This window comes from Schumannella sp. 10F1B-5-1, assembly GCF_006517535.1.
Lineage (GTDB): Bacteria > Actinomycetota > Actinomycetes > Actinomycetales > Microbacteriaceae > Schumannella.
Window position 1 is genome coordinate 88789 of the sequence record NZ_VHQH01000002.1, and the last position, 16780, is coordinate 105568.

The 16780-nt window shown below is 75.2% G+C and carries 15 protein-coding genes; 3 read left to right on the forward strand and 12 right to left on the reverse strand.

The features are described 5' to 3' along the window. Positions 1 to 25: 25 nt before the first annotated feature. The 7 genes from FJ658_RS02035 to FJ658_RS02060 form a co-directional block, all read right to left on the reverse strand. Positions 26 to 337, reverse strand: coding sequence for a WXG100 family type VII secretion target (locus tag FJ658_RS02035; RefSeq protein WP_141143723.1), 312 nt, complete (start codon positions 335 to 337; stop codon positions 26 to 28). A gap of 2 nt (positions 338 to 339) precedes the next feature. Beyond that, positions 340 to 657, reverse strand: a complete 318-nt coding sequence (locus FJ658_RS02040; protein ID WP_141143724.1) for a WXG100 family type VII secretion target — start codon at positions 655 to 657, stop codon at positions 340 to 342. Continuing rightward, entirely contained in the window at positions 657 to 2060 is a 1404-nt protein-coding gene (locus FJ658_RS15970; protein ID WP_181408290.1) for a hypothetical protein, read from the reverse strand. Before FJ658_RS15970 ends, FJ658_RS02040 begins: the two co-directional genes overlap by 1 nt. Beyond that, positions 2057 to 3373 (reverse strand): S8 family serine peptidase, encoded by a 1317-nt coding sequence (locus tag FJ658_RS02050; protein ID WP_181408291.1) that lies wholly within the window; start codon positions 3371 to 3373, stop codon positions 2057 to 2059. Before FJ658_RS02050 ends, FJ658_RS15970 begins: the two co-directional genes overlap by 4 nt. Continuing rightward, on the reverse strand, positions 3370 to 3873 hold the full coding sequence (locus FJ658_RS15975; protein ID WP_181408292.1) for a hypothetical protein: 504 nt from the start codon (positions 3871 to 3873) through the stop codon (positions 3370 to 3372). The genes FJ658_RS02050 and FJ658_RS15975 overlap by 4 nt, the downstream gene beginning before the upstream one ends. A 101-nt stretch (positions 3874 to 3974) precedes the next feature. Further along, positions 3975 to 4256, reverse strand: coding sequence for a WXG100 family type VII secretion target (locus tag FJ658_RS02055; RefSeq protein WP_255447507.1), 282 nt, complete (start codon positions 4254 to 4256; stop codon positions 3975 to 3977). A gap of 42 nt (positions 4257 to 4298) precedes the next feature. Continuing rightward, the gene (locus FJ658_RS02060; RefSeq protein ID WP_141143727.1) at positions 4299 to 4613 is read right to left on the reverse strand and encodes a WXG100 family type VII secretion target; all 315 of its coding nucleotides are present in this window, start codon (positions 4611 to 4613) and stop codon (positions 4299 to 4301) included. A gap of 535 nt (positions 4614 to 5148) precedes the next feature. Between FJ658_RS02060 and eccD the strand changes: the two genes are divergently transcribed. The 3 genes from eccD to FJ658_RS02075 all read left to right on the forward strand — a co-directional run bounded on the left by eccD (position 5149) and on the right by FJ658_RS02075 (position 9371). After that, the gene (eccD, locus tag FJ658_RS02065) at positions 5149 to 6573 is read left to right on the forward strand and encodes a type VII secretion integral membrane protein EccD (protein WP_141143728.1); all 1425 of its coding nucleotides are present in this window, start codon (positions 5149 to 5151) and stop codon (positions 6571 to 6573) included. Position 6574: 1 nt separating this feature from the next. Further along, positions 6575 to 7942, forward strand: coding sequence for a type VII secretion protein EccB (eccB, locus tag FJ658_RS02070; RefSeq protein ID WP_141143729.1), 1368 nt, complete (start codon positions 6575 to 6577; stop codon positions 7940 to 7942). Between the two features lie 76 nt (positions 7943 to 8018). After that, a complete protein-coding gene (locus FJ658_RS02075) occupies positions 8019 to 9371 on the forward strand; it encodes a S8 family serine peptidase (protein WP_141143730.1) in 1353 nt (450 codons plus the stop codon). 528 nt (positions 9372 to 9899) lie between these two features. On the opposite strand, the gene FJ658_RS02080 is transcribed toward FJ658_RS02075, so the two are convergent. The 5 genes from FJ658_RS02080 to FJ658_RS02100 all read right to left on the reverse strand — a co-directional run bounded on the left by FJ658_RS02080 (position 9900) and on the right by FJ658_RS02100 (position 16779). Continuing rightward, positions 9900 to 10610: a hypothetical protein gene (locus FJ658_RS02080; protein ID WP_141143731.1), complete on the reverse strand. Its 711-nt coding sequence runs from the start codon at positions 10608 to 10610 to the stop codon at positions 9900 to 9902. Positions 10611 to 10737: 127 nt separating this feature from the next. Beyond that, positions 10738 to 11541: a PP2C family serine/threonine-protein phosphatase gene (locus FJ658_RS02085; protein ID WP_141143732.1), complete on the reverse strand. Its 804-nt coding sequence runs from the start codon at positions 11539 to 11541 to the stop codon at positions 10738 to 10740. Next, positions 11538 to 12878, reverse strand: coding sequence for a DUF5684 domain-containing protein (locus FJ658_RS15980; protein WP_181408293.1), 1341 nt, complete (start codon positions 12876 to 12878; stop codon positions 11538 to 11540). Before FJ658_RS15980 ends, FJ658_RS02085 begins: the two co-directional genes overlap by 4 nt. Then, a complete protein-coding gene (locus FJ658_RS02095) occupies positions 12875 to 15379 on the reverse strand; it encodes a transglutaminase domain-containing protein (protein WP_141143734.1) in 2505 nt (834 codons plus the stop codon). The genes FJ658_RS15980 and FJ658_RS02095 overlap by 4 nt, the downstream gene beginning before the upstream one ends. Beyond that, entirely contained in the window at positions 15376 to 16779 is a 1404-nt protein-coding gene (locus FJ658_RS02100; protein WP_141143735.1) for a DUF58 domain-containing protein, read from the reverse strand. The genes FJ658_RS02095 and FJ658_RS02100 overlap by 4 nt, the downstream gene beginning before the upstream one ends. Position 16780: the final 1 nt, after the last annotated feature.

The window sequence follows — 16780 nt, forward strand, 5'->3', positions numbered from 1 at the left end:
GTGATCATCGGGCGGACACTCCGGCTCACTGCGGGTGCGTGAAGCGCTTCGCCGACGCCTTGTCGTCGGCGACGTAGCCCTCGGCGATCTGCTCGGTGCGCTGGCCGATCTGGCCCAGGATGCTCGTCATGTCGGTGATCGCGGCCGACCAGCCGCGCTGCGCCTCGGAGTACGCCTGGCGGGCCGCGCCATCCCAGCCGCCCTCGAGGGCCTTCACCCGCTGCTCGAGGTCGCCGAGCACGCCGGCCAGGTGCCGGCTCTCGGCGCCGAGCGACGCCGCGACCTCGCGCAGCACCTCGGGCGTGACGGAGAAGTCGCCGTTGCCGATCTCGGCCATGGTCACTGCCCTCCCATGAGGCCGCCGAGCCCGGCGATCGTCTGCTGGTGCGACTGCTCGGTCGCGACCTGGTCGCGGTCGGTGGCGCGCAGCGCCTCCTCGAAGTGCGCGAGCGTGGTCTGCAGCTTCTGCACGTCGGCCTGCCAGCGCTGGGTCAGCTGGTCGTGGGCGGTCGCCGCCGAGCCGATCCACGCGCCCTGCAGGGTGTCGAGGTGCGACTGGATGCGACGCACGGTCGCGTTCACGTCGTCGTGCGCGCGGCGGGCGGCCTCCGCGCCGTCGCGCAGCGCGCCCTCGGCCGCCGAGATCGTGTCGGTCATCACAGCTCCCCTTCGTCTCCGAATGTGCGTCCGCCCGCGCTCGCGGCGGCCGATCGCGCCGTGCCGTCGCCCTCGTCGTCGAGCTTCGGCGCGAGCGGTCCGCCCATGCCGCGACCGCCCTTGCGGCTGCTGCTTCCGCCGCCGGCGCCGGCTCCGGCCCCGGCCCCGCCCATCATGTTGTTCGCGGCGCCGCGTCCGGCCGACCCCTCGGCCGCGGCGGCGCCAGCGGCTCCGCCGACCGCGCCGGCCGTGCCAGCACGCGCGCCCGCGCCCGCGGTGCTGCCACCCAGGAGTCCGCCGCGACCCGCATCGGCCGTGGCTCCGGCGCCGCCGCCCGCACCGAGACCGCCGCGGCCTCCGGCTCCACCGAGCGCGCTGATTCCCGGCCGTCCGCCGGCGAGGCCCGCACCGGCACCTGCGCCGCCGCCGAGACCGCCGAGCGCCGCGATGCGCCCCGCGCCGAGCGCCGCCGCCGCACCGAGACCAGCGCCGAGCACCGAGCTGCCGAGTGAGCCGCCGCCGAGACCGCCGAGGCTCGTGCTGCCGCCGACCGCGCCCGATCCGCCGAGACCGAGGCCGCCGCCGAGGGTCGTCGAGCCGCCGCCGACCGCGCCGTCGGCGGTCACGCCGGGCAGGGTCGAGCCGCTGCCCCAGCTGCCGTCGCCGGTCTCGGCCGTGTGGTCGATGATCGAGCCGGGAGCCGTCGGCGCCGTGGTCGAGCCGGTCGAGCTCGTGGCCGCGCCGGCCGTCGCTCCCGGCGTCGCCGTGCCCAGCGGGGTCTTCGCTCCGGCGCCGGCCGCCGTGACGCCGCCGGTCGTCGCGCCGCCGGACGTCGCGCTGCCCGGCTCCCGCGGCACGGTCGCGCTGACACCCGACTCGCCCGAGCCGGCCGTGGACTCCGGGTCGGGGATGGTCGGCAGCTCGGGGAAACTGCCCGTCATGCGGCTCACCGCATCCTGGGCCGCACGCTCGCGACGATCCGAGAGCCAGCCGTTCACCGCATCCACGGCGCCCTCGCCGGCGACGACCGAGATCGGTCCGAGCAGGATCGTGACGCCCGTGGCCACCCCGCGCACGGCCGCCTCGGCGGTCGGCCCGAGCTGCCCGTCGGGCAGGTTCTCGAGCTCGACGCCCGCGTCGCGGCGCACCGCGTTCGCCTGCGCGACCGTCGTGCTGACGACGTCGATGCTCTGCGTCAGGGCGACGGCCTTCTCGTAGGTCTCGAACAGGCTCAGGGTCGCCGCATCGCCGGAGGCGCCGGTCAGCCCGTGCTGCTCCTGCGCCGCCTTGAGCAGCAGCCCGAGGGTCTCGAGCTGGGCGCGCAGCGGCTCGGCGCTCGGCACATCCCAGTCGCCGCTCGCCGCGGCGAGCGAGGTGAGCTTCTGCTCATAGGGGCCGGTCATGCGGTACCTCCCGGGCGATCGAGGGGGCGGCGGGTCACCCGGCGACGGGCGACGACGACGAGGATGACGATGAGCGCGGCCAGCAGCACGACGGCCGCGCCGACCGCCATGAGCACAGCGATCGGCACGGCGCTGCGCGTGCGCTCGGCCGACTCGGCGGCCGCGGTCGACGGCGACGGGCTGGATGCGGTGAGCGCCTCGCGCGCCGCGTCGATCTGCGCGCGTGTCGGGCTGCCCGACCGGCCGGGCTCGTCGAGCAGGGGGTTCTCGTCGGGATACTGAGTCGGGTCGACGCGCAGCAGGTGCGTCAGCGACGCGGGTCCGTAGCCGTAGCCGCCCTCGTAGCGGGTCAGCTCGTGGTCGTCGGCGCCCGTGTTGCGGATGAGCGACTGCAGCAGCTGGTCGCCGGTCGCCTCGGGGAACTTCTGCGCCGTGAGCGCGAGCATCCCCGCCACCAGCGGCGTCGCCGACGAGCTGCCCCGGATGCGCCGGCCATCGTCGCCCCAGGCATCCTCGTTCTGCGTGCCCTGCGACGAGAAGTAGTAGCCGGCGGCGACCACGGTCGTGGTCGGCCAGGAGACCGTGCGCCCGTCGCCCTGCGTCTGCAGCGTGCCGTCGATCCGGAAGGCGTTGACCGCCACGACCCCGGTCGCGTCGCCCGGGAAGGCGCGGGTGTCGTCGAGATCGTTCGACTGCCCGGCCACGATGATCACGCCGCGGGCGAGGGCGTCGGCGATCGCGAGCGCGTCGCCGTCGTCGCGGGCGTCGGAGATCTGCGAGATCGAGATGATGCGGTTGCCGTCGGCGACGGCCTGACGGATGCCGAGACCGGTCGCCGAGTAGGTCGCGCCGTCGACCTCGGTCGTGCATCCGCCCGCGTCGACGCCATAGCCGTAGAACGTCACGTCGGCGCCCGGCGCGATGCCGCGCACCGAGCCCGGACCCGTTCCGTTGCCGACGAGCAGGGCGGTCACGTCGCTGCCGTGGATCGAGCCCGGGGTCGCCTCGGAGGTCGCGGCCGAGCCCTCGCAGAGCCCCGCCCGGTGCACCCGCAGCGAGGTGCCGGCGAAGACGGAGAGGTCGGGGTCGATGCGCGCGTCGATCACGGCGAGCTTCACCCCCGCGCCCGTCGTGCCGGCATCGTGCGCCGCGGCCACGCTGTAGCGCTCGAACCACCAGTTCGTATCGGTCTCGGCTGCGGCCGGAGCGGCCGGTGCGACCGCGACGACGGGGACGACGAGCAGCGCGCCCGCGGCGGCCACGGCGACGAGCGCCGAATGGATGCCGGAGCGCCGCGCACGTCGCCGGGTCACAGTCCGCCGGCGGCCGAGCTCGCCGCGTCGGCCGCGCTGCCGGTCGTCGGCACGCCGCCCGGCGCTGCGGGGGCGGTCGGTGCCGTGGACGCGGCCGGTGCGCCCGGCGTCGGCGTGGCCGGAGAGGCCGGGTCCTCGGCCGATCCGCTGCCGCCCGGGGCCTGCCCGGCCTGGTCGATCAGCGCGCGGATCTGCGCCAGCTGCTGCGCCGAGAGATCCTGGCGCGCCGCGAGCTTCTCGGCGGCCGCGGTCAGCGCATCGGAGTTCTGGGCGATCTGCTTCTGCAGCTCGACGGTCGTCTTCTCGAGGGCGGAGGCCGAGTCGCGCATCCACGAGTAGAAGGTGTTCTCGGCGGCCAGCGGAGCCGCACCGTCGGAGCCGTGGCCGAGCAGGCCCGCGTTCACGCGCTCGTGACGCAGCAGCTCGCCGTGCGCACCGCGGAGCTTGCCGACGTGGTGCGCGAGCGTCTGGAGGTCGAGCGAGATGGTGGTCGACGACATGGAGCGGGCCTTCGAGCTGGAGGTCGGACGGGGTCGGCGCCGCGCGAACGGGCCGCCGCCGAACGGCGACGGCCCGGATCGTCAGATCACGCGCGGCTCGATCAGATCGAGAAGCGACCCGCCGAGGAGTTGTCGCTCTGCGTGTAGTGCTGCGCGATCTCCTCGGTCTTCGAGGCGATCTGCTGCAGCAGGCTGTTGAGCTCGTTGACCGACTGCGTCCACTTGCGCTGGGCGTCGTCGTAGGCCAGCTGGGCCGAGCCGCTCCACGAGGCGCGCAGCTTGCCGACCTCGTTGTCGAGGTCGTCGAGCTTCGACTGGATGCCGGAGGCGCCACCGCGGATCTGACCCGAGAGGGCGATCACCTGACCCGGCTTGACGGACATGCTCTGCATGGGAATCCCTTACCTTTCCTGGCTGCCGGTGTCTCAGGCGCCCATCAGCGAGCCGAGGCCCGAGATGGTCTGCTTGTGCGACTCCTCGGTCGCGTTCTGGTCCTTGTCGGTGCCGCCGAGGGCATCCTCGAGGGTGATCAGCACGTTGTTGAGCTTGCTGGTCTCGTTGTCCCAGCGGGTGAGGAGCTGGTTGAACGCGAGAGCGGCGTCGCCGGTCCAGTAGGCGGAGACCTGCTCGATCTCGCCGCGGAGCTTCTTCACCTCCTGGTCGATGCCGGCCTTGGCGGTGCCGACCGCCTGGGCTCCGCGCTTGAGTGCGCCTTCTTCAGCGGCGATGACATCTGCCACAGCAATCCCCTTTGGTGTCTGAATCTCTGTCGTGGTCGAGCCGACGCGCCCCGCCCCCCGAACGGGGGTGGAGAGGGCGCAGAACGAAAGGCTATTCGGTGATCGGCATTCGCGACAAGACCTCGGAACCGGGGATTCATCTGCCCGCCACCCGCGCGTCGCACGCCGGAGGCCCTCGGGCGCGACCCCGCGTATCCCGGCCGACGCCCGCCCCTCGGTCGCATCGTGCGGCCCGGCGTGCTGCCGTGACGATCCCGATCGCAATTCAGCATGGGTGACGCCCAGCGGCCCGGGCGGGCCGCCCTGGGGCGTCCATGCTGAATTGCGTCACTCGTCGCCGGACGTGACCCGCCGCCGTCACAACTCAGCACGGCTCGCGCTCGGTGACCCGGTAGGGCTGCACCGATGCATCCGTGCTGAATCGCGCCGCCCGGGCCGCGGTGGAGAACGCCGCGACCGCGACACTGAGGATGATTAGGCTGACCGGGAATGCGTCGAACTGCGCGGATGCCCGCGCACGAGGGCAGGAGCAGGCGTGAGTTCGACCGTGAGCACCTCACGGGCACTGCTGAGGGTCTCGATCCAGAGCGAGGGTCGCCGACTCGATGTCGGCGTGCCCGCCCAGCTGCCCCTCATCGAGCTCATGCCCGGCTTCGCCCGAGGGCTCGGCGTGCTGGATGCGACCATGACGCACACCGGCTACGCGCTGCAGCGCGCCGACGGCAGCCGCCTCGACCCGAGCCGCGGCGCCGCCGAGCAGGGGGTGCTCGACGGCGAGCTGCTGACCCTGGCCCGCGGCGTGCAGCTCGCCGAGCCGCGCGTCTACGACGACATCGTCGAGGCCGTGATCGACGCGACCGGCGAGCAGAGCCGGCCGTGGACGCCGAAGGACAACGCCCGCACCGCCCTGGCCGCGAGCCTCACGCTGCTCGGCATCTGCGCCGTGCTGCTGCTGGCCGGCGCCGGCGGCGACGGGCCCTCGGCGCTGCTGCGCGCGATCATCGCCGGCGCGGGCGCCGTGCTGCTGCTCGCCGCCGCGGCCGTGATCGAGCGGCTCGGCCAGGTCGAGACCGGGCGCGGGCTCGCGCTCGCGGCCGCGGCGTTCGGCGCGCTGACCGGCTACCTGCTCGCGGGCGCGGCGGGCGCCGGTGGCGCGGGCGCGGGGGCCGACTCCCCCGACATCGTGCTCGGCTCCGGCCTGGCGGCCGCCGCCCTCTGGGGCTGGCCGCTCGCCGCCGCCGGGGCCGGGGCGTTCGCGACCGGCGGCCTGGCGATGCTGCTGAATCCCGCATCCCGGGCCCTGCTGCTCGTGCCGCTCGTGCTGGGCGGCGCGATCGGCGTGACCGCGACGATCGCCGCGCTCATGCCTGACAGCCGGCAGAGCGCCTACGCGCTCATGGTCGCGATCGTCATCACGCTCGCGAACGCGCTGCCGTGGCTCGCACTGACGTCGACGCGCATCCGGGTCATCTCGCCGCAGAGCGACCAGGAGATCTTCGACGACCCCGAGCCGATCGACGCCGAGGCCGTGCGCGCCCGCGCCGCCGCCGGCCATCGCGTGCTGGTCGCGCTGCGGCTCGCGCTCGGGCTCGCCGCGCTCATCGGCGCGCCGCTCGTCGCCGCGTCGGGGCCGGCCGGGGCGGCGCTCTGCGCGCTCGGCTTCGTCGGCATCATGATGCCCGCGCGGCAGGCCTTCGCCCGTGCCGAGGTCGTCGTGCTCATGTCGATGGGCACGATCGGCATCGCGGTGACCGGTGTGGCCGCGACGCTCGCGCAGCCCGACCTGCGCGTCGTGCTGCTCGTCGTGCTGCTCAGCGTGACGGTGATCGTGATCGCGCTGACCCTGCTGGCGCCGGGCGCGCGGATGCGGCTGATCCGCCTCGCCGACACGGTCGAGATCATCACGATCGCGCTGCTGCTGCCCCTCGGCGTGATCGCCGCCGGACTCGCCTGGGCGTGACGTGGCCACCAAGAGCGACCTGATCGAGGCGCAGAACTTCTCGCGCCGACGCCTGCTGACCGCGTTCATCTCCGGAGCCCCCGGCGGGCGCGAGATCGAGCCGTCGAAGCCGCTGCGGGCGGTGATCATCGCCATCGCGCTGACGATCGCGGTCATCCTGGCCGGCGTCTTCTACGGCGTGATGCAGCCCGGCCTGCCGAGCGACTGGCGCGACAACCGGCTGATCATCGCCAAGGACACCGGCGCGCGCTACGTCAGCTCGAAGAGCGTGCTGCACCCGGTCGTGAACTCGGTGTCGGCGCGACTGCTGATCCCGAGCAAGGACTTCGAGGTCATCACCACGACCTCGGCGCGGCTGGCGGGCATCGAGCTCGGCGACCCGGTCGGCATCGTCGGCGCGCCCGACACCCTGCCCGCCGCCGAGCGGCTCATCAACGACGGCTGGACCGCCTGCGTCGCCGACGACGGCGGCACCCGCGCGCGCATCGGCGGCGCCACCGCGAGCGCCACGCGCGAGTCGGTCGTGGTGTCGAGCGGCGGGGCACTCTACGTCGTCGCCGGCGACACCCGGTTCGCGGTCGAGTCGACGCAGGCGGATGCGGTGCTGCGCGCCGCCGGCATCGACACCCTCGACCCCGTGACCGTCGAGCCCGCGTGGCTCGACCTCTTCCGCGAGGGCGACGACCTCGAGCCGATCGTGATCACCGACGCCGGCACGCCGCTCGCCGGCGCCGCGGCGGGAGCGACGCCGCTCGCGGTCGGCGACGTGCTGCACATCACCGGGCAGGCGGTCGGTCAGCGCTACCTCGTGCTGCAGGACGGCACGCTCGGCTCGCTCAGCCCGCTGGCGTGGCAGCTCTACCAGCTCGGCACCGGCCGGGGCGCCGACCGCGTGCTCGAGGTCGCAGCCGCCGACGTCGCCGATCTGGCCACGGCGAAGGCCCCGGTCGGCGGGGCGGACTGGCCGAGCGACGGCTTCACGACCCTGTCGAGCGACCAGCGCCCCTGCGCCCTGCTGCAGCACGACGCCCGCGGCCTCGCCCGCACGGTGCTCGCGACCACGCCGACCACGAACGACGCGACGGCCGGCGTCACCGTGACGCCGGGGCGCGGCGCGATCGTGCTCGTCGGCGGGCGCGGCGCCCAGGCCACGCAGCTGCTCACGATCGTGGATGCGACGGGCACGTCGTTCGCGCTGCCCGGCGCCGACGCCGAGACGGTCGCGCGGCTCGGCTACACGAGCGAGCAGGTCGGGCGGGTCGACCAGAGCTGGATGCGACTGCTCGCCACCGGCCCGGAGCTGAGCACCGCCCTCGCCGGCGAGACACCTGACCCCGCCCGTGCGGCCGGGTCAGGCTCGGGAGGCTGACGTGGGGTCGGGGCTGCGCGGAGGCCGCGGTCGCGGCCGCGGCCGTCGCCGGAGCGGGGTCGGCGTCGGCAGTGCGGTGCTGGTGCTGGCGCTGGCGTCGGGGTCTGGCGTCGCGTCGGGCTCCGGCGTCGCGACGGGGTCGGCCGCCACGACGGCGGCCGCGCATCCCGGCACCGCCGCCGCGTCGACCACGACTGGCGTCACGCCCGATGCCGATGCTGTCGCGACCGACTGCACGACCGACGGCGGAACCCGCATCGCGCAGGCTCCCCCGGCCCTCGGCCGACTGCAGTCGGAGCTCGCCTGGGGCGTCACGCGCGGCGCCGGCGTCGTCGTCGCCGTGGTCGACTCGGGTGTCGACGCGAACAACCCGCACCTCGCGGGGGTGCTCGCCGGCGGCGTCGACCTCGTCGGCGACGGCGAGGGCCGCAACGGCTACGCCGACCTCGACGGGCACGGCACCGCCATCGCCGGCCAGATCGCCGCCCGCGCGATCGACGGATCAGGGGTGCTCGGCCTCGCACCCGAGGCGCGCATCCTGTCGGTGCGGGTCTTCGCGACGACCGAGAAGCAGGCCCGCGACGACGGCTTCGGACCGACGATCCCGCGCATCGCCGAGGGCATCCGCGTCGCGGCCGACGCCGGGGCGCAGATCATCAACGTCTCGCTGAGCACCAGCGTGGACGCGCCCGAGCTGAACGACGCCGTCGCCTACGCCGCGGGGCGCGGCAGCCTCGTCGTCGCGAGCTCGGGCAACGCCGACAACGCGCAGTCGGTCGAGGAGCAGGGCAGCACCGGGGTGCGCTACCCGGCCGGATCGCCTGGAGCGCTCGGCGCGGGGGCCGTGGATGCGAACGGGGCCTACGACGCGAACAGCGTCGCCGGGGCGCATGTCGCCATCACGGCGCCGGGGCAGAGCATCCTGACCACGGCGACGGGCGGGATCGACTGCGTCTACTCCGACGACATGGCGCACACCAGCTTCTCGACGGCCTACGTGGCGGCCGCCGCCGCGCTCGTCGCGGCCGCGCATCCGGGCGAGACCCCGGCGCAGTGGGCCTACCGCCTCGAGGCGACCGCGGTGCGGCCCGACGCCGACCGCCGCGACGATCGACTCGGGTGGGGCGTCGTGCAGCCCTACGACGCGCTCACGCTGGCGCCGGGCGGCGCGCTGCGCGGACCGGCGAGCCCCTTCGGCGGCGGTGACGGCACGGGTGGTGCTGGCGGGGCTGGCAGTGCTGGCGGCAGCGCGGGCGGTGAGGATGCGGCCCTCGCTCTGCGGCACACCGACCCGGCCGCGACGCTCGCGACCACGATCGCCGTGGTCGGCGGCGTGATCGGGCTGGCCGTGCTGGGCGTGCTCGGCGTGCTCGCGCACCTGCGCCGGCGCCGCCGTGCCGAGGCTGACCCCGAGTCGTTCGGGGTCTAGCGCAGGGTCGCCCGGGGTCCAGCGCCGGGGCGCTGATCGACGGCGAGTTGCCCAGTTCGGTCGGGTTTCCGCCCTCGGGGTCGAGATGCGGCCCGAGTCAGATGCGCATCCGTCTCATCCGCACCGCCGTGGTGCGCCCCTGATCGACGGCGAGTTGCCCAGTTCGGTCGGGTTCTCGCCCTCGAACTCGACCGAAGTGGGCAACTCGCGTCACATCCGACCACGCTCCCGCCATGACGTTCCCGCGGTGTGTCACCGCAACTCAGGAAAAATGACGCGATTCGGCCCCCGAACGCGCAGATCGGATGGATTCTCCTGAGTTGCGAACGCCGTCGCCGCGTCGAGGGCGGGTCGGCGACGACGGCGCAGGCACGCTCCGGACCGTCGCCGCACGATCGGGGGATCGCCGCGCCATATCGTGCGGCGAAGCCAGTATCGCCGCGAGATCCTGCCCGGAACACGAGCCGTGGGCGGGCGCGACGGCTGCGACGGGGCGCGAATCCCCGCCAGGCCGAGGAGGGCTACGGGTCAGAGGGCGAGGAGGGCGCGGACGACGAGCACCAGACCCACGAGCGTCACGACGAGGGCGACCACGGAGAGCGCGAGCGCGACGCGGCCGATGCGCCGCGCGGACCGCGCGACCGACGGCATCGCCGGCGCGACGGCGCGCGTCGCCTCCGGGCCGGACGGCACCGACGGCACGACCGGCGGCGTCGGCACGGGCCGCGGCAGGTAGCCCTCGCGGGCGCCGACCCCGGCGCCGTCGGACGCGGACTCCGCGGGGGCGGTTCCGTCGGGGAGCTCGATCCGGATGCGCTGGGCGGCCGAGCGGGATCGCCGCGGCTGCGCAGGAGCGGGCGCCGGCGCGGGGACCGCCGTCGGAGCGGATGGCGCCGACGTCGCGGCGGACCCTGGCATCACCGCGGACCCCGACGCCACCGCGGATCCCGGCACCGACGGCGACGGCGACGGCAGCTCAGCGTCGACCTCGCCGCGCTCGACCACGACCGTCGCATCCACCACGACCGTCTCGGCGACCGCGTCATCGACCACGACGGTGCGGTCGGCGTCATCGACCGCGACGGTGAAGTCCATGTCGTCGACCACGACCGAGCGGTCCGCGCCATCGGTCGCGACCGAGCGATCCGCGTCATCGACCACGATCGTGAAGTCCGCGTCGTCGACCGCGATCGTGAACTCGGTGTCGTCGATCACGATGGTCGACTCGTCGAGACCCACGTCGACGCCTCCGTCGCGGCCGCCCCCGACATCCTCACCGATCCCGGTCAGATCACGCCCGGAATCCGTGCCCGAATCCGACGCCGGATCCGACACCGGATCCTTCCCCGCCATCAGCGCCCCGCCATCAGATCGGGATCGTCGCGCTCGCCGAGAGCTCGACCGAGTCGGTGCGGTCCGACGTGCTGGCCGCGCCGCCGGCGCGCACGTCGACGACCAGCACGGTGATGTTGTCGCGTCCGCCGGCGCGCTTCGCCGCATCCACGAGCGCCGCCGCCGCCGACTCGGGCCGCCCGGCCATCGTCAGCATCGCGCGCAGCTGCTCGTCGTCGAGCTCGCCGTGCAGGCCGTCGGAGCAGACCAGCAGGCGCTCGCCGGTCGTCACGGGCATGAGCCAGGTGTCGGCGCGCGCATCCGGGGCGCCGATCGCCCGCGTGATCACGTTGCGGTGCGCGAACTCCCGGCGCTCCTCGCCCGACAGCGACCCCTGGTCGACGAGCGCCTGGGCGAGCGAGTGGTCGACGGTCAGCTGCTCGAGCTCGGCGCCGAACAGCCGGTAGACGCGCGAGTCGCCGACGTTGACGATCAGCCAGTGCGGCTCGCCCTCGTGCTCGAGCAGCACCACGCCGGTGACCGTGCTGCCGGCTCCGCGGCTCGTGGTGGCGGCGATCTCGGCGACGTCGTGCTCAGCGCGACGCAGCGCGCGGCCGACCCACGACGCGTCGATCGCCCCGCGGCCGACCAGCTCGGCGCGGAACGCCGCGACGACCGCCGCGCTCGCCCGGTCGCCGGCCTCGTAGCCGCCCATGCCGTCGGCCACCAGGAACACGGGGCGCTCGGCGAGCGCCGCATCCTCGTTCGCGGTTCGTCGCAGTCCGACGTCGGTCAGGCCCGCGACGACGAGGTCGACCTGGTCGAGCCGGGCGCTCACGCGCGCTCTCCGGTCGGCCACTCGGACTCGTCGCGCGGCTCCTCCGGCACGGCCGGCCCGCCGAGGCGCTCGATGCGCATCGTGACCCGTCCGAGCACGAAGTCGCGTCCGGCGAGCTCCACGCCGTCGTCGGGCACGACCGGATGCTCGCTGCCGTCGGCGTCGATCACGCGCACGCCGTTGGTCGAGCCCAGATCGCGCACGCGCCACGACTCGCCGTCGCGCTCGAGGCGGGCGTGCACCTTCGAGAGCGTGCGCGTCGCATCCCGCACCGCCAGGTAGTGGATGCTCGGGTCGCTGCCCTCGGGCTTGCGTCCCAGCACGATCGTGGTTCCGATGAGCTGGTAGGTCGGTCCGTGGTCGAGCGCGAGCTCCCAGCGGGCCGCGGCCGACGCGTCGACGACGACGGTCTCGCCGACGTCCTCGCCCGGCACGCCGGACGCCGCCGAGGTCGGGGCGCCGATGAGCGACGGGGTGGCTCCGGGTGCCAAGGGCGTCGCGGATGCGGCGGGTGCCGCGGGGGTCGAGACGACCGGCGGCTGCGACCACGGGTTCGGCGCGGCGGGCGGCGGCACGGCAGGCGCTGCAGGCGCGGCGGTCGCGGGCGGAGTCGCCGGCGCCGGCGGCTGCTGGTAGGCCGAGTGATCGGCGGGTGCCGCGGGAGCCGCGGCCGGTGCGGCAGACGCGTTCGCGCCTGCCGCAGCCCCCGGGGGCGCCGGGACGAACCCGGGCGGCGGTGTGATCGCGTATCCGCCGGTCGACCCGGCAGGCTGCGCCGGCCCGGGCTGACCGCTGATCGGCTGACCCGGGATCGGCTGGCCGGGGATCGACTGTCCGGTAGCCGAGGCGCCAGCCGGAGCACCGCCCGAAGCAGCGGCCGAACCAGCGCCTGGCTGCCCGTAGATCCCGCCCCCGCCCTGCCCGGGCACCGGGATCGGCACGGCGACGCTGCCGGGGGCGGCGGGCCGCGCATCCCCCGACCCGAGCAGGGTCGCCCACAGCGGCGGCAGCACGACGGCGAGCACCACGAGCCAGTCCGGCTTGCCGAGGCGGCGGCCCATCTTGATCGCCGACAGCACCCGGAAGATCACGACGACGACGCTGCCGCCGGGCACGAGGACGAGCAGCGCGAGCAGCCGCGAGTACCCGCCGATGTGCAGGATCTCGGCCTCGTTCAGCACGGGCACCCAGCCGCGCCAGCCCTCCGAGCCGAAGCGCGGGAACAGCTTCGAGAGCGCGAGGGCGAGCCACACGTAGAGGCCGAGGCCGATGAGCAGTCCGAGCAGCGAGACGACGAGGCTCGCGACGGCCGCGCCCGTTCCATCCGACGAGGTCATGCGTTCATCCTGCCGTTCAGCGCGCGCAGGAACGACACCGGGGTCACGGCGGCGCGCAGCCGGTGACGCCAGCGGAGGGTGCGGGTGCGCCGGTCGAGCTCGGCGTCGACGAGCCGCCACGCCTCGGCGACCGACTGCCCGGTGGGCGGATGCTCGGCGAACACGGCATGGTCGGCGAGCACGGCGAGACGGGATGCGGCGGGCGAGTCGATCCGCTCGGCCTGGTCGCGGCGGGTGCCCGGCCCGGCGTCCACTCCCCCGTCGGCCCAGGCATCCACCAGCTCGGCCCAGGCGCCGACGACGGCGACCTCGGGCACGGCGGCGCGGCGACGCCCCCGACGGCGCACGCGCTTCGCGACGAGCAGCACGAGCGGGGCGAGCAGCACGAGCAGCACGGCCGCGAGCCCGAGGCCGACGACGCGCAGCACCGGCAGCAGCGCGCCGAGCACGCCGCCCGCGTCGTCGCGGCGCGGCGGCGAGCTGCGGCTCTCGTCGTGCTGATCGGTCGGCGGACGCACCGAGTCGACCTGCGGCTGCTCGGGCACGGTCGCGTTCTGCGGCAGCTGACGCCCGGTCGTCACGACGGTGGGCAGCTGACTGAACTGCGGCTCGGCGTCGACGACGGTCCAGTCGGCGGCGCCGGGCGAGCGCACCTCGACCCAGGCGGCGAGGTCGGCGCCCTGGCAGGCGTCGTCGCAGGCGCCGACGCCGCTGCCCTCGATCGGCTGCAGGCGCGCGCCGACGACGACTCGCGACTCGTAGCCGAGGGCGCGGGCCAGCAGCGCGGCGGCCGTCGCGAACTGCTCGTCGTCGCCGAGCGCCGCCACGAGCAGTCGCGAGTCGGCGGTCTCGCCCACGCTGTCCTGCTGGTCGACGAGCTGCTTGAACAGGGCCTCGACGCGGGATGCGGAGTGCCCGGCGTAGGCGGGCTGGAAGCTGTAGGACCCCTGCTCGCTCAGCGCCGCGATCCACTTCTCGGCGGCCGCGTCGTCGTCGAGGGCGTGCGTCAGGTAGCCGCGCACGCGCAGCCGGTTGACGAGCTCGAGGTAGCCGGCGGCGCTGCGCGGCTGCTTCTGCGCCTTCAGCCAGGTGGTGAGCTGCGGGTAGCTCGCGGTGTCGATGAGGCTCGATCGGCCCGGGTCGCCCAGCTCGGCGGCGGGCGCGGGCGCCACCTCGACCGTGTAGGCGTCGCCGGCGCGCAGGCCGCGACCCGCCGCCGCCGAGCCCGAGCCGCCCGCGTCGCTCCCCGCGATCTCGATGCCGGCCCCGCTGTCGCGGTCGAGGTAGAACCCGTCGGCGAGGGCGGTCGCGCGCGGGCCCGAGAACGACGGCGCCGACTGCACGCCGTCGGGCAGCGGCATCCACACCCCCGACAGGCCCCGCTCGATCGTGATCGTGACCGGCACGGCGCCCGCGGCGGGGGTTCCGCCGGGCAGGCGGGTGAAGCGCCGCTCGTCGCCGACCCGGAACTCGTCGCCGTTCCAGTCGTCGAGCACGGCGAGGCGGATGCGGTCGGTCGCGCCGCCGGCGGCACCCGCGCCCGACACGGTGAACAGCGGTTCGTCGAAGGCGTCGGCCGTGAAGGATCCGCGGTACTGCGCGAGCGGCGTGCTCTGGTCGCGCAGCACGAGCTGCGGCTCGGCGCCCGTGCGCAGCGTGGAGCGCGGCGTCACCCCCGACAGCGCCGGCGTCGCGGCGACGCCGCCGACCAGGGCGACCACGAGCAGGGCGACGACGAGCAGCCGACGGCGCACGAGCGCCCCGATCGGCGACCGGGTGCGGCCGACGACGCCCGCATCCACCCGGGCCCGACTCAGTGCCGCGCGGCGGGTCAGACGCGCCCGCACGACGAGCCACGCGAGGGCGAGCGCCAGCGCGACGAGGCCCAGCAGCATCTCGCGCACCGCGCCGACGCGGGTGCCGAGCAGCTCGATGCCGGCGCCGCCCGCGGTGTCGCCGAAGGCGATGCCGAACAGCGCCATGAGCAGCACGACCGGCACGGCCGCGACGGCACGGGCGCCGGGCGAGATCGCGAGCGCGGTCGCCGTCGCCGTGCCGACCAGGGCCACGAGCAGGAACGGGACGAGCACCGCCTGGTATTCGCCGAGCGGCGTCTCGAGCGTCAGCAGCTGCTTCCAGCCGAGCACGACGCCCGCGACGCCGTCGCGCAGCGCGCTCAGCGCCGCCGACGGCGACGCGAGCCCCGAGGGCACGGCGAGCGGCACGACCAGCACCGCAAAGGCGAGCGCGACCAGGCCGACGCCGGCGAACCACGACCAGCGTCGGGCCGTCACGAGCAGCGGGATGCCCGCCCCCACGACCCCCGCGACGCCGGCGATCCACAGCAGGCGGGGCGTGGCGAAGATCGGCCAGGCCAGCGCCGTCGCCACGGCGAGCCCGGCGAGCACGAACACGATCGCGACCGCGCGCTGCAGCAGGTCGGCCCGCGACTCGGCGCGGCGACGGCGACGGCGCGGGCCGTGCTCCGCGACCCCGCTCACGCGAGCGCTCCCCGCGCGATGAGCTGCCCGAGGTCGCCGAGCGCTCCCACCGTGATGACGCGCATCCGGCCCGCCCGCCGCAGCGCCGGCTCGGCGTGCTCCTCGCAGCGCACGATCACCGGCTGGGCGTCGTCGCCGAAGGGATGCGCGGCCGCGCGCAGCTGCTCGAGCGGCAGTCGCGAGCCGGTCACGAGGAACACGACCGACAGCAGCTGGTGGCGCTGCGCGGTGAGGCGGGCGACATCCTCGAGAGGGCTCGCGTGCTCGCCCCCGTCGACCTCGGCGAAGCCGTCGAGCATCGTCTGCGGGCTGCGGGTCGACAGCTCGCGCAGCGCGACCGACGCGCCCCGCAGGTCGGCGCGGGAGTCGTTCTCGCCGGCGCTCGTGGTGACGACCAGGTCGCGACCGTCGCGCAGCGCCTGCACGCCGAGCGACGCGGCGACGCTGATCGCGAGCTCGAACTCGTCCTCCGAGGCGTATTCGCGCTGCTCGTCGACGCCGGTCACGATCGCGATGCGCGCGTTGCGGGTCTCCTCGAACTGCTTGACCATGAGCCGGCCGGTCTTGGCGGTCGACTTCCAGTGCACGTTGCGCTGCGAGTCGCCCGGCAGGTACTCGCGGATCGCGTGGAACGCGAGGTCCGACGACACGATGTCGGTCGTCGGCATGCCCTCGAGGTCGCGGATGATGCCCGCGCTCGTCGCCGGGATCGCGGCGGTGACGGGATGCACGTGCAGCGTCTGCACCTCGGGCCACTGCACGGTGCGGCGCAGGATGCCGATCGGGTCGCCGCGCGTGACCGAGAGCGGGCCGACGTCGATCACGCCGCGGCGACGCGCCGCGATCGTGAGCCGGTCGTCGTGGTGCGCGCCGGGAAGCAGCAGCGGCACCTGCGCCTCGACGAGGCCGTCGCCGATCGGCACGTCGACGACGCCGGGCAGCGCGAGCCGGCGGCCGACGTTCGCGACCCGCAGGTCGGCCTCGACGGCCGTGCCGGCGACGACGCGGTCGCGGCCGAGCTCGAGCCGGGCGCGGTACTCGTGCCCGGCGAGCAGGAACGGGATGCACAGCACGAGCAGCACGAGGGCGGCGGCGGCCGCGATCCAGCCGAGCGTCCAGCCGAACGCGAGCCCGGCCGCGGCGCCGAGCACGATCGTGCCGACGACGAGCCAGCCCGCCGCCGAGACGGTCTCGCCGAGCCAGCGCGCCGTCGCGCGCGTGCGCGACCCGACGGCCAGGGCGACCCGTCGCATCCGCCGCCGCCCGCGCTGCACCGCGGTCGAGCGCGTGCTGGTGACGCGGGTGACGGTGGATGCGCGGGTCGCCGTGCTGGTGACGGTGAAGGTGCGCTCGACGCCGGGCCCGTCGGCGTCGGGGCTCTCGCGCTCGGGTCGTGCCATC